Source organism: Streptomyces sp. NPDC051987, from assembly GCF_040680735.1.
In the GTDB taxonomy this organism is placed as follows: Bacteria; Actinomycetota; Actinomycetes; order Streptomycetales; family Streptomycetaceae; genus Streptomyces.
This window is the reverse complement of record NZ_JBFAXI010000019.1, coordinates 1-13,904: the sequence shown is the minus strand read 5'-3', so window position 1 is coordinate 13,904 and position 13,904 is coordinate 1. Positions and strand designations below refer to the sequence as shown.

The following is a 13,904-nucleotide window of genomic DNA, read 5'->3' as shown; positions in this document are numbered from 1 at the left end:
CACCCCCGTAAGCGGGGGAACCCTTGCGTCACGTGTTAACTGCGCGTGTCACGTCAACGGCGTGTGTCACGCCCACGGCGGTGCCACATCAACGGCGGTGTCACGTCACCTGCGTGCGTCACGCCCACGGGGCGTCACGTCACCTGCGTGTGTCGAGCGGGCGGGGGAGCCGCGGGCGTACCGCCTGACTCACCGTCACGGTGGCCGCGTTCGGGCCGGGTTGCTCGTCGTCGCCGGTGTCCACCGCCGCGCCGGAGGCGATGACGGCGACGGCCATCGCGTGCGCCAGCGCGGTGCGCGAGCGGACGCCGAACTTGCGGTAGACCCGGGACAGCGCCCCCTCCACCGTCTTGACGCTGATGAACAGCTCGGCGGCGACCTCCCGGTTGGTCGCGCCGCCGCCGACCAGTTCGGCGATCCGCGCCTCGGTGGGGGTGAGTTCACGCGCGCCGGCGCCCGTCTCGCCGCCGCGCTCCGCGGCCGCCAGCCGGGCCAGTTCGTCCCTGGCCCGGACCGCGAACGGGGCCGCGCCGACACGGGTCGCCGTCTCCAGCGCCTCGGCTAGCGCCGCGCGGGCCGCGTTGCGGCGGCGGGCGCGGCGCTCGACCGCACCGAGCGCGATCAGGGTGCGGACCAGCTCGACGGGGAGCGGCAGCCCGCGCAGCCGGTCGACGGCGGCGCGCAGCAGCACCGCCCCCTCCCGCGCCCGGCCCAGGCCCGCCTCGCGCAGCCCCTCCGCCCGGTCCAGCGCCGCGAGGACGCTGCCGGGCGCGCCGTCCGGCACGCGGTCGCGGGCGTCGCGCAGCACGGTCCCGGCCGCCTCCGTCTCGCCCAGCACGACCAGGGCCTCGGCCAGGTCGCCGTACCAGTGCAGCAGCGGCGGGTCGGCGGCGCACATGGCCTCGCCGAGTTCCCTGACGCGCTGCAGCGCCTCGACGGCGGCGGCCGCCCCGCGCGGATCGCCGCCGAGCAGTTCGGCCTGGCCGAGGACGGCGAGCGCGCGCAGCAGGAACAGCCGGTCGCCGTCGGCCTCCGAGGCGCGGACCGCCCGTGCGGCCAGCCGCCGGGCCTCGTCGACCGTTCCGCCCGCGGTCGCGGCGAGGGCCGCCGCGTACAGGGCGGGAGCCGCCTCGGCCAGGGCGCGCGAACAGCGGGCCGCGGTGCGCAGCGCCTCCCGGCAGTGCCCGGCACGCACCTGGACGCGGGTCAGCGCCACCAGCGTCGCGACGGTCTCCTCGGCGCCGGCCGGCTCACCGGCGGCGGCGAGCAGGGGCACGACCTGGTCGCGGGCCTCGGCCACCCGGTCGGAGTCCAGGGCGAGGATCGCCCGCATCCGGATCAGCCGCCGGTTCTCCGGCCCGCCGTCGGCGCCTGCGACCAGGGTCAGCGCCTCCGCGAGCGCGGCGTCGGCGGCGATCGGCTCCCCGGCCAGGGACCGGACCCGGGCGAGGGTGGCGAGCGCGTCGATCCTGGTGCCGGTGTCGCCGGCCGCGCCCGCCTGCCGCGCGGCCCGCCGGGCGTGCCCGGCCGCCTCCGTCAACTCCCCGCACAGCAGGCCGCGGAGGGCGGCCCAGTGGTGCAGCCGGGCCTCGGAGCGCGGATCGCCGGCCGCGTCCCGCAGCCCGTCGGCGATCAGGTCCTCGGCGCCCTCCAGCGCCTGTCCGGCGCCGCGCAGCAGGACCAGGCGGGCCCGCACCCGCTGGGCCGCCGAACCGGACCGGGCGAGCACCGCACCGGCGGCCTCGCCGGCCTCCTCGGCGCGCCCGGCGTCGCAGGCGTACTCGGCCGCGGCCAGCAGCCGTTCGGCGCGGTCCGCCGGGTGGCGGGCCGGGGTGCGGCGGGCGGCGAGGGCGGCCAGTTCGAAGGCGGTGGCGGGGGCGCCGTCCTGGCGCGCGGAGCCGGCCGCCGCCATCAGGGTCCGGGCGGTGGCCTCGTCCTCGTACGGGTGGGCGAGCGCGAGATGGCGGGCCCGTTCCACCGGTTCGGGCACGGCGTGGGCCAGCAGCGCGTGCGCCTGACGGCGGCCGTGTTCGGTGGCGTCGGCGTGCACGGCGGCCCGCAGCACGGGGTGGTGGAACCGTACGACCCCGTCGGCGTCGGCGGTCGCGATGCCGAGCCGTTCCGCCTGCGCGAGGTGGGCGGCCGGGTCCGGCAGTCCGGCGGCGCGCAACAGGGTGAGGGTGGGGCTGGTGGCGGCGCTCGCGACGAGGAGGGTGCGGCGCACCGGCTCGGGCAGCGAGCGGGCCCGCTCCAGCAGGCGGGTGCGCAGTCCCGGCGGCACCGGCGGCAGGGTGCCGAACCCGGCGGGCGCCGGCGCGTGCCGGGCGGCGCGTCCCAGCTCCTCGGCGTAGTACGGGTTTCCGGCGGCGGTCCGCTGGATCGCGCGCAGGGTGGCCGGGGGCAGGTCGGCGCCGAGGTCCGTGCGGACGAGGTGGGCCGTCTCGTCGTCCGTCAGAGGCGGCACGGGGAGGTCGACGGTGCCCGGCGGGCAGCAGTGCAGCCGCTCGGGCCGCCCGCCGTCGGCCACCCGCTCGGCGGCGAGCATCCGGACGGCGGGGTCGGCCAGCCGCCGTACGACGAAGGCGAGGACCTCGGCGGTCGGTTCGTCGAGCCACTGCAGGCCGTCGACGACGAGCAGGACGGGACCGCCCGCGGCCAGGGCGCGCAGCGTTTCGAGGACGGCGACGCGCACGGCGAGCAGGCCGCGGCCGTCCGCCGGTCCGCCGCCGCGCAGCAGGGCGGCCGCCAGCGCCGCCCTGGGCTCCGGCGGCAGGGCCGCCAGCCGGTGCTCCGGAACCCCGGCGAACAGGTCGACGAGCCCGGCGAACGGCAGCCGGGCGTCCGCCTCGGCGGGGGAGCAGCGCAGTACGGCGCCGCCCTCGGGGGCGTCGGCGGCCAGGGCCGTGACGAGCGCGGACTTGCCGATGCCGGCGGGGCCGTGCAGGAGCACTCCGGGGCGCGCCGCCGCCTGGACCCGGACGGCGTCGAGCAGGGGACGGCGCCCGGTCAGTTGCATGTGTTCATGACAACCCGAGGTGATCCGGGTGTCAATGACGTTCGTCACCTCCCGGCGCCCGCCACCCCGCCCGACATGGCGTAACAGGTCATGTCTTCCTCATGAATCCATCGTTACGGAACGCGGAAGCGAATTCCGCCCTCCTCCTGTGCGAAAGCAACCAGGCATGGGCAGGGAAAACGGGAAACAGGGACTGAGTGACATGGGTTTGACCAGTCGTACGACGGTATACGCGCTCGCGGCGCTGGCCGCGCTGTGTGTGGCGCTGCTGGTCTGGCTGTGGCCGCGGTTCGCCAGGCCGGGGCTGTGGCCGGTGCTGGGGCGGCTCGGGGCCATCGGGGTGACGCAGGTGACGATCGTCGCGGCGTTCGCGTGCGCGGTGAACTCGTCGTACCAGTTCTTCGGTTCCTGGAACGAGCTGTTCGGCAACGTCGACACCGCCCCCGTCGGCGTGACGCAGGCGGCCGGCGGGAACGGCGGCGGCCTGGTGAACGGCATAAGCAGCATCCACGGGGCCTCCCTCGTGCAGCCCGCCGGTGACCAGCAGCTGAGCCGGGTCAGCGGACTGCCGAACGGGCCCGCCGCGAGCGTCGGCCGGGTGGAGTCGGTGAAGATCATCGGCCGGCGCACCGGCGTGATCGACCCGGCCTTCGTCTATCTGCCGCCGCAGTACTTCCAGAAGGCGTACCACCGCATGCGCTTCCCGGTGATCGTCGCGCTCAGCGGCTACCCGGGCAGCATCTACAACCTCGCCCAGCACCTGCGGGTCTCGCAGACCGCCGGCGAGCTCCAGCGCACGGGCCGGATGCAGCCGACGATCATGGTGATGATCCGGCCCACCATCGCCCCGCCCCGCGACACCGAGTGCGTGGACGTCCCCGGTGGACCGCAGACCGAGACGTTCCTGGCCAAGGACCTCCCGGAGGCCATCAAGTCCGTCTACCGGGCCGGGCACGACGCCAGCTCCTGGGGCGTCATGGGGTACTCCTCGGGCGGCAGCTGCGCCCTCCAGCTCACCATGCGCGACCCCGGCGTCTACACCACGGCCGCCGCCCTGTCGCCCGACTACCGGGTCAAGGACGACCCCACCACCGGCAACCTCTTCGGCAGCGGACCCGGCCGCCAGGCCCGGATCGACGGCCACGACCTGATGTGGCGGCTCAAGCACCTGCCCGTCCCCCAGGTCTCGGTCCTGGTCGCCAACAGCAAGCACGGCGAGAAGGGCTACCCCGAGACCGAGGCCTTCATCAAGGCCGTCAAGGCGCCCATGCGGGTCGTCTCCATCCTCCCGGAGAACGGCAGCCACAACTTCCCCACCTGGGTACGGGAGATGCCGGCCGCCCTGACGTGGATGAACGACCAGCTGACCTTCCCCCAGGACGTCGTCCCCCGCCACCACCCCAAGAAGCCGGCCACCGAGGCGGCCGGCAAGCCGACCCCCCGCCCCACCTCCGAGCGCGACCACCGCTCGCTGCGCGCGGAGGGCCCGGCGCCCAGCCCGACGGCCACGGTGCACCGGTGACCCTCAGATCCAGGTGTCCAGCCACATCCTGGACTGCCAGCCGCTGTAGGGAATCGTCTGCCCGGTGTAGACCGGGTAGAAGTAGACGAAGTTCCACGCGATGAGGAGCACCAGCACCCCGGCCGCCACCGCGCCCCGCAGGCGCCGCCGCTCCGTCGCGCCCGGCGGACCGAGCAGGGCCCCGGTCATCATGGCCACGGCCAGGCACAGGAAGGGCACGAAGACCACGGCGTAGAAGGAGAACACCGTGCGGTCCTGGTAGAGGAACCAGGGGAGGTATCCGGCCGCCACCCCGCAGAGGATCGCGCCGGCCCGCCAGTCCCGGCGCAGCGCCCAGCGGTAGAGCAGGTAGGCCAGGGCGAAGCAGGCCGACCACCACAGCAGCGGGGTGCCCAGGGCGAGGACCGTGCGGGTGCAGGAGCCCGCTGCCGGACAGCCGTCCTGGCCGGGCTGCGGGGAGTCGTAGGCGAACAGCACGGGACGGCCGAGGACCAGCCAGCTCCACGGGTTCGACTGGTACTTGTGCGGCGTGTGCAGGCCGACGTTGAACTGGTAGACGAGGTACTCGTAGTGCCAGAAGCTGCGCAGCGGGGCCGGTATCCACGACCAGGTGCCGCCGCGGCCGTCCGCCCAGTGCCGGCCCCAGCCGTCGTCGGACAGGAACCAGCCGGTCCAGGTCAGCAGGTACGTCAGGACCGCGGTCGGGACGAGGGCGAGGACCGACGGGCCGAGGTCCCGGCGCAGCACCGCCCGGTACGGGTGCCGGGCCCCGGCGACGCGGCGGGCGCCGACGTCCCACAGCAGCGTCAGGACCACGAAGAAGACCAGCACGTACAGGCCGTTCCACTTGGTCGAGGCCGCGAGGCCCAGCAGCACGCCGGCCGCGAGGCGCCAGGGCCGCCGGCCGGTCCGGGCGCGGTCGCCGGTGTCCGCGTCGGGGCGCACCCCGCCCGCCGCGTCGGCCGGCAGGGCCGCCGCGAGCCGGGCCCTGGCCCGGTCCCGGTCGATCAGCAGGCAGCCGAACGCGGCGAGCACGAAGAACATGACGACGAGGTCGAGCAGCGCGGTGCGGCTCATCACCAGGTGCAGGCCGTCGATCGCCAGCAGCGCCCCGGCCAGACAGCCCAGGAACGTCGACCGGAACAGGCGGCGGCCGATGCGGCACAGCATGAACACCGACAGGGTGCCGAGGGCCGCCGTCATGAAGCGCCAGCCGACGGGGTCGAGACCGAACAGCCACTCGCCCACGGCGATCACCCACTTGCCGGTCGGCGGGTGCGCGACGAAGGAACCGGTGTCGGAGAGCGAGATCACCTGGGGGTGCGCCAGGATCTGCGGGTCGGCGATCTTGCGGTCCGGCCAGGTGCCCTCGTACCCGAGGTGCAGCAGTGCCCAGGCGTCCTTGGCGTAGTACGTCTCGTCGAAGACGAGGTCCCGCGGGCGGCCGAGGCGCCAGAAGCGCAGGACGCCGGCCAGGGCGGTGACGAGCAGCGGACCCAGCCACTCCATCGCCTTCGCGAGGCCCCGCGCCCGCGCCGGGCCGAGGCCCAGCAGCCGCCAGACGCGGGTGGCGGGCTCGGGGAAGGGCGGGACCAGACGTTCCCGCACTCCGGCGTGCGGGCCGGCGTGCGCCCCGGTGCGCGGGGGCCCGGCGTATCCGAACCGGCGCAGCCGGCCCGGCCACCCGGGGGACGCCGGCGCCGCCGGACGTATGCCGTCGAGATCGGGGGACCGCGTCGTGCTGCTGTTCGTCACCGGACGACCTTAGGCCGTGTCCGGGCCGGGCCGCGAAGCGGTGTCCGGACGGCGGATGCCGTGCCGGTGATTCGCCGTCCGGGGTGGCCACGTGTCAGGCCTGGGCCATACCCTGAACGCAGGGCTACGGCACCCGGACTGCCCTGTTTCGGAAGGGAGTTGGGGGACACTGGAGCCGTGACGGGGGGACGCTTGTTCAGTGTGAGAAACGGCGGTCATGCGGCGGGATTCGAGCATGAACTGGTAGAGCAGATGTGCGCCGTGGCGGGACTCGACGCACCGGGAGGGCGCGATCTCTTGATCGACATGCTGGCGGGCCGGTTACCCGAGTTGGCCAACCTCCGGCGACACGACCGGAAGCGGCACGACATCATGGAGATAGCACGGGCCTGCTGGCAACGGCCCACCGGGCTCTCCGTGCTGGTGGACACCCTCCAGGTGTACGACCCCGGCTCCCTCCCGGTCCTGAGGATCGCGGAGCTCGTCTCCGCCTCGCCGGTACTGGCGGTCCTGCCCGAGCCCGAACTGCGCAGAGCCCGCTCGCTGCTCGGCCGATTATCGCCTCCCGACCCGCAGGGCCTGCTGCACGCGGCGGCCGGCGACCTCCCGCTCCCGGCCCACCCGGTCGGCACCCTCCAGGAGGCCTTCGACTTCCTCGCCGGGGCCAACGCCCGCCCCGACGGCCTGCTTCCCGTGCTGGCCCTGGTGGAGCACGCGATCGCGGCGGGCGCCGCCTCCGGCGCCGACCGGCGCCTCATCGACGGCCTGCGCGACTGGAACGACGACCAGAGCAGCCGGCTCGACCTGGTGCGGCCCCTCGAAGCGCTCCGCTCGCAGATCGCCCGGGGAGCGGCGGAACCGGCACCCGCCTGTCTCGTTGTCCAGTTGAGCAAGCACGGGATGGGCTCGGACGAGTACCTGCTCTCCCACTGGCGTCAGCGGCGACCTGGCTCATGGCGGCCGGAGCGAGGAGAGGACCGGATCGTGGCCTTGAGCGACGTCGAGGCCGCGGTCGAGGAGCTGGTCGGCAGCGTCGAGGAGGACTGGGGCGAGCGCCCCGGCAGACCGGTCCTGGAGTTCGTGCTGCCGCTCCAGTTGCTGAACCAGCCCATGGAGTGGCTGCCCACGGCCTCCGACTCCTCCTCCGCCACCGCGCTGTGCCTGGACTACCCGGTGGCGCTGCGGAGCCTGGAGCGGATGCGGGCCCGGCGCTATCACCGGCGCTGGCGCAACCGCTGGCAGCAACTGGCGGCCGGGCCCCGGATCGCCTGCCACTGGGACACCACGGGCGAGCGCGGCCACGACCCCGTCCGGTGGACCAGCGTGCTCGCCGCCGACGAGCGACTGGTCTCGGTCGCGCTCAACGCGCCGCCGCTGCCCGGACCCGACGGCCGCCAGGCCACCCTCGAAGCCGCGCTGCGGGCCGGCGTGCCGCTGGCCGTCTGGGACCGCCGGCCCACGCCCCCGGGCGACTTCCGGAAACGGGTCGACAAACTACTGAAGGGAACGGCCGCCGAACTGCCCCAGCGCGTGAGGCAGTTGCGGAACGAGGCGGCCACCGCCGCCGCGGCGCAACGGAACGCGCACACCGGACGTCATCTCGCGGTACTCCTCGACGACCCGAACCGGATGGTCGACTGGTCCGAACACCCGGGACACCCGGCGTCGGAGCCCGGCGGCGTGCGCGGCGGCCACGACGACGAGGGGACCTCATGAACCGCGTCCAGCATCCGGTGGAGAACGGCCGCAACGGCGGTCCGGTCAGCCGCAGTTGGTGGATCTATCGGGGCACCGGGCAGCCGCTGCCGGACATCCGCCTCGCCGACGTGCTGCCCCCGCCGCCCGGCTGGCGGGCCTTCGACGGCGGCCCGGTGCTGCCGCCCGTACCGGCCGAGAGCGCCGAGACCGACCGCCGGCTCGGCAGCGCGGGCCGCACCACCTCCCGGCAGGACCCGCACGACATCGACATGATCAACACGGCGCTGCTGCTGCGCAGGCCGCTGCTGGTCACCGGCCGGCCGGGCATCGGGAAGTCCACGCTGGCCTATCTGGTCGCCCGCGAACTGGGCCTGGGCCGCGTCCTGCACTGGGGGATCACCTCCCGCAGCACCCTGCGCTCCGGGCTGTACGAGTACGACGCCATCGGCCGCGCCCAGGCCTCCCTCGGGCGGGGCCCGGCCGTCGCACCGGACCACGACGGCACCGCGGCGGCGGCCCGGAGCGGCACCACCGCGGCCCGGAGCGACACCACCGCGGCACCGGTGGCGGACGGCGGCACCGGGGCGCCGGACGGCGGCACCGGGGCGCCGGCCGGGGGCGCCACCGCGGCCCGGATCGGGGACTTCGTGCGGCTGGGCCCGCTGGGCACCGCCCTGCTCCCGTACGAGCTGCCCCGCGTCCTGCTCATCGACGAGCTGGACAAGAGCGACATCGACCTGCCCAGCGACCTGCTGCACGTGCTGGAGAACGGCTCGTACGACATCCCGGAACTGGTCCGTGCCCGCCATCACGAGAGCCGGGCGCAGGTGTTCACCGACGACCCGGACACCACGGTCACGGTGACGGACGGCCGGGTCCGGTGCCGGGCCTTCCCGTTCGTCGTCATCACCAGCAACGGCGAACGCCAGTTCCCCCCGGCCTTCCTCCGCCGCTGCGTCCGGCTGGACGTCTCCCCGCCCCGCGAGGACCAGCTGGCCGCCATGATCGCCGCGCACTTCCGGGACCAGGAGGGCCGCCACGACGACATGATCCGGGCCTTCGTGGAGCGCAGCCGGCAGCACGGGGGGCTGGCGACCGACCAGTTGCTCAACGCCGTCTTCCTGCGCACGGCCGGGGTCCGGGAGGACGACGAGTCCTGGAGCGAGCTGCTCGACGCCCTCTGGCGCGAGCTGTCGGGGGCGCCCTGATGGACGAGGACTCGCGTGCCCGGCCGGAGGCCTTCGAAGTGGCGGAGGGCCTCTGGCTGCACGCGTACCAGACGCTGGCGGCGCGGCTGCCGGCGTCGGACCGCCCGCCGCAGCCCCGGCCGACCGGCCTGTCGGGGCTGTCCGGGCTGCCCGAACCACCCCCCGGCAGGTCGTCGGCGCCCGGCAGGACAGGCGGCCCGGCCGGCCGCAGGACCGGCGGCGCCACCGGCGGCACGGCAGCCGACGACGGCGACGGCGGCGGCGGACCGACGGGCGGGGCGACGGGCGCGACGGGCCCCGACGGTGCGGTGCGGGAGACGGAGCCGTCCGTCGGCACCCGCGACATCCACGACATCCACGACACCCACGGCACTCACGACAGCCATGCCCCCCATGGCGCCGACGGAAGTCAGGCCACTCTCGACCCCCGCGACACCGGCGACCCGGGCGAGGTGGTGTTCCTGCCGTTCCGGCCCGCCGCACCGGAACAGGAGCGGGCGGCCCGGCGGCCCGGGGCCGGAGCGGCCGGGCCGGCGGAGGCGCCGCCGGACCTGCGGGACGCGGCGGGGATCACCCGCGCCCTGCGCGCGCTGAAGCAGCTGACGCCCTCGGCGTTCGAGGTCGAGCTGGACGAGGAGACCACCGCCGAACGGGCCGCCGAGGACGGCCTGTGGGTGCCCTACACCCGGCCGGCGGACGAGCGCCGCTTCGATCTGGTGCTGGTGGTGGACGACCACGCGACCATGGTGATCTGGGAGCAGACGGTCGCCGAGTTCGCCGCCGTGGCCCAGCGGCTGGGCGCCTTCCGTGACGTACGGGTGCGCCGGCTGGGCCTGCGCGAGAGCCCCCGGGGGCCGGAGGCGGTGCTGCGCGGGCCGTACCCGGAGCACGACGTCCTCGGCGTCCCCGGCGAACTGGTGGACCGTACCGGCCGCCGGATCGTCCTCGTGCTCACCGACGGCCTGGGACCGCTGTGGCGGACCGGGGCCGGCCGGCAGGCGCTGGAGCCCTGGGCCGCGGCCGGACCGGTGGCCGTGCTGCATCTGCTGTCCGAGCGGGACTGGCACCGCACCGCGCTGGCGCCCCGGCAGGCCCGGCTGCGCAGCCCCCGCGCCGGGGCCCGCACCACCGAACTGGCCGTGGACTTCCCGGCCGAGTGGCGCGACCCCTTCGACCCGCCGCCCGCCCGCTGGACGGCGGCGGTCCCGGTCCTCGAACTGGACGCGCGCTGGCTGGGCCGCTGGGCCCGTCTGGTGGCCGGTGCCGAACCCGGCTGGGTCGAGGCCCCGGTGCTGCTGCTGGGCGCGCCCGAGGCGCCCGAGGAGGACGTGGACGAGCCGCCGGTCGTCATCCCGGCGCCCTCGGTGCAGGAGCGCATCCGGCGCTTCCGCAGCCATGCCACGCCCACCGCGTTCCGGCTGGCCACCCACCTGGCCGCCGCCATCCTGGAGCCCCGCCTGGTCCGCGACGTGCAGCGCCGACTGGTGCCCGAGGCACAGCCGGCCCATCTGGCCGAGCTCTTCCTGAGCGGCCTGCTGGAGCAGCCGGCGCCCGCCGCCGGGGCGCACGGCGCCGCCGCGCCCGCGCCGCTGGAGTTCGTCGACGGCGCGCGCGAGGCGCTGCTGGCGGGCGCGATGCGCGCGGACACCGCCCGGGTGGTGAGCTCGGTGTCCGAGTTCTACGGCGACCGGTTCGAGGCGGCCCGCGGGCTGCACGGCGCGCTGCTCGCCCCGGAGGAGGAGCCGGTTCCCCAAGTGACGGCGGAGAGCCTGCCGTTCGTGCGGGTCGAACTGGCCGTGCTGCGCGCCCTGTCGGGGCCCTATCTGCTGCGCGCCCGCCGGGTCAGCGCGGCACTGGAGGGGGCGTCCCCGGGTGCGTCGATCAATGAGAATTCGCGGCAAATGAGCCACGATGTCCGTAATAAATATGTGGTAAATCCAGATTTGGGCGGCCCGGACATGACCGACACCACTGCCAGTGAGTACCAGCATGCAGCGGAGGGAACCGCGAGCGGGACTCCAGCGCGGGAGATTCCCGTTCCGAGCGCCGACGGGCAGCCGGGCGCCGACCTCTCGTCACCCGGCAGGGCGGTCCCGGGGCCGGCCGCCCCGGAGTCACGGCAGACCCCGCAGCGCGCCTCCGTGCCGGTGGTCTGGGGCAACGTGCCGCCGAACAACCCCAATTTCACCGGGCGGGAGGAACTCCTCGCGCAGGTGCACGAGCAGTTGCTGACGGGCGACACCTCGGCGGTGCTGCCGCACACCCTGCACGGCATGGGCGGGGTCGGGAAGTCCCAGATCGCCATCGAGTACGTCTACCGGCACGCGGCCGAGTACGACGTGATCTGGTGGATCCCCTCCGAACAGCCGACGATGATCCTGACCGCGCTCACCGAACTCGCCCACCGGATCGGCCTGAACGTGGGCACGGAGGCCAACCGGGCGGTCCCGGCGGTCCGCGAGGCCCTGCGCCGGGGCGATCCCTACGACCGCTGGCTCCTGGTGTTCGACAACGCCGAGAACGTCGAGGCCGTACGCCCCTACTTCCCGACCGGCGGCACCGGCAAGATCCTCATCACCTCCCGGAACCAGGAGTGGGACCGGGTAGCCAGGACCCTCTCCGTGGACGTCTTCACCCGGGAGGAGAGCAAGGCCCTGCTGCGCCGCCGGGCCCGCGACCTGACCGACGCCGACGCCGACCTGCTCGCCGAGGAACTGGGCGACCTGCCCCTCGCCATCGAGCAGGCCGCGGCCTGGCAGGCCGTCACCGGCATGGCCGTGGACGAGTACCTGGGGCTGATCCGGGAGAAGATCGCCGAGCTGATGCTCGAACTCGTCCCGTCGCCGGACTACCCCATGTCGGTGGCCGCCGCCTGGGACGTCTCGCTGCGCCAGCTCGAACAGCGCAACCCCGCGGCGCTCCAGCTCCTCCAGGTCTGCTCGTTCTTCGCCCCCGAGCCGATCTCACGCTCCCTCTTCAACAACTCACGGAGCACCATCGCCCCCGAGCTCGACGAGGCCCTGCGCCACCCGATCAGGCTGGGCCGGGCCATCCGCGAGATCAACGTCTACGCCCTGGCCCGCATCGAGCACCGGCACGACACCATCCAGCTGCACCGCCTGGTCCAGGCGGTCCTGGTCAACCGCATGTCCCCGCAGCAGCAGGCGGACATGCGGCACGGCGCGCACCTGCTGCTCGCCGACGCCAACCCCAACAGCCCCGGCTCGCGCGAGCTGTGGCCGCGCTACCAGCAGCTGCTGCCGCACATCGTGGTGTCGCGGGCCGTGGAGTGCGACTCGCCGTGGGTGCGCGGCCTGATCCGGGACGTGGTGGAGTTCCTCTCCATCTGGGGGGACTTCGACGGGGCGGTCTCCATGGCGCGTGAGGCGCTGCAGGTGTGGACCGCGAAGTTCGGCGCCGAGGACCAGCAGACGCTGGAGATGGCGAAGTGGCTGGCCTTCCTGCTGCGCAGGGTCGGCGAGTACGCGGAAGCCGCCGACATGATGCAGCGCACCGCGGACACCTACGTCCGGGTCGCGGGCGAGGACGACGAGGGCACCCTGGACGCCCTCATCCAGCTGACCAGCGGACTGCGGCTGCGGGCCGAGCTGGCCGAGGCGCTGAACATCAACCGGTCGGTCTACGAACGCTCCCTGCGGGCCTTCGGCGAGGACGACCCGGCCACCCTCCGCGCGGCGCACAGCCTGGGCATCGGCCTGCGGCTGATGGGCCTGTACCAGGAGGCCCGCGAGCTCGACGCGGAGACGGCCCGGCTGCGTGGCCTCACCCTGGGCGAGAACCACCTCGACACCCTGAACACCCTCAGCGGCCTCTCCCTCGACATGCGCGAGGTCGGCGACTACCTGGGGGCGCTGGTCCACCAGGAGGACGTCTACGCCCGGTACATCGCCAACTACGGCGAGGACAACCCGGCCAGCATCACCTGTGCCCGGGTGCTCGCGGTGTGCCGGCGGCGCGCCGGCGACCACGACGGGGCGCTGGAGCTCGCCGAAGAGGGCCTGTCGCGGATCCAGAGCCGCTACGGAGCCGACCATCCGGACGCCATCGCCTTCGCGGCCAACCTGGTCGTCGACCTGAGGCAGAACGGCCAGCTGGAGCGGTCCCGGGAGGTGGGCGAGGCGACCGTCGAGCGCTACGCCGCCCAGCTGGGCCCCGCTCACCCCTACACCCTGTCCGCCCGGACGAACGTGGCCATCACCCTGCGCCACCTGGGCGATCTCGACGCCGCCGGGGAACACGTCGAGGCGGCACTGCGGGGCATGCGCGAGTCGCTGGGGGAGGAGAACATCCTCACCCTCACCACGGCCCTGGGCATGGCCAACCAGCACAGCGCGCTGGGCCGTCACGCAGAGGCACTGGAACTGGACCGGCAGACCCTGGAGATCCTCAGGCGCGACCTGGGCGCGGACCACCCGACCACCCTGGCCTGCGCCAACAACGTCGCGCTGGACCTGCGTGCGCTGGACCGGGTGGACGAGGCCACGGTGCTGCACACCGACACCCTGACCCGGTTCCGTCGCACGCTGGGCGAGAGTCACCCGGCGACCGTCGCCGCCGCCAGCAGCCGCCGGGCCGAGGCCGACATCGCCCCGGTGAAATCGTCCGCGATGGGCAGCACGTTCAGGTTGTGCAGGTACGCCGTCTCGATGTCGGGGCCTCCGCAGATCACGCACCGCAGGATCAC

The 13,904-nt window shown here is 74.6% G+C and carries 6 protein-coding genes; 4 read left to right on the top strand and 2 right to left on the bottom strand.

The features are described 5' to 3' along the window. Positions 1 to 139 precede the first annotated feature (139 nt). Positions 140 to 3,016: an AAA family ATPase gene (locus AB0M11_RS13140; protein ID WP_365704547.1), complete on the bottom strand. Its 2,877-nt coding sequence runs from the start codon at positions 3,014 to 3,016 to the stop codon at positions 140 to 142. 202 nt (positions 3,017 to 3,218) lie between these two features. On the opposite strand from AB0M11_RS13140, the gene AB0M11_RS13135 reads away from it, so the two are divergent. Further along, a complete protein-coding gene (locus tag AB0M11_RS13135) occupies positions 3,219 to 4,538 on the top strand; it encodes an alpha/beta hydrolase-fold protein (RefSeq protein ID WP_365704545.1) in 1,320 nt (439 codons plus the stop codon). Between the two features lie 3 nt (positions 4,539 to 4,541). On the opposite strand, the gene AB0M11_RS13130 is transcribed toward AB0M11_RS13135, so the two are convergent. Then, positions 4,542 to 6,293 carry a phospholipid carrier-dependent glycosyltransferase gene (locus tag AB0M11_RS13130; RefSeq protein WP_365704543.1) on the bottom strand — a complete coding sequence of 584 codons (1,752 nt, stop codon included), beginning with the start codon at positions 6,291 to 6,293 and terminating at the stop codon, positions 4,542 to 4,544. Between the two features lie 252 nt (positions 6,294 to 6,545). On the opposite strand from AB0M11_RS13130, the gene AB0M11_RS13125 reads away from it, so the two are divergent. From AB0M11_RS13125 to fxsT, 3 genes are all read left to right on the top strand, one after another. After that, entirely contained in the window at positions 6,546 to 8,009 is a 1,464-nt protein-coding gene (locus AB0M11_RS13125) for a hypothetical protein (RefSeq protein ID WP_365704674.1), read from the top strand. Next, a complete protein-coding gene (locus tag AB0M11_RS13120; protein ID WP_365704541.1) occupies positions 8,006 to 9,199 on the top strand; it encodes a MoxR family ATPase in 1,194 nt (397 codons plus the stop codon). The genes AB0M11_RS13125 and AB0M11_RS13120 overlap by 4 nt, the downstream gene beginning before the upstream one ends. After that, positions 9,199 to 13,904, top strand: a 4,706-nt coding sequence (fxsT, locus tag AB0M11_RS13115) for an FxSxx-COOH system tetratricopeptide repeat protein (protein ID WP_365704539.1), incomplete at its 3' end; no start/stop codon positions are given. The genes AB0M11_RS13120 and fxsT, both read left to right, overlap by 1 nt.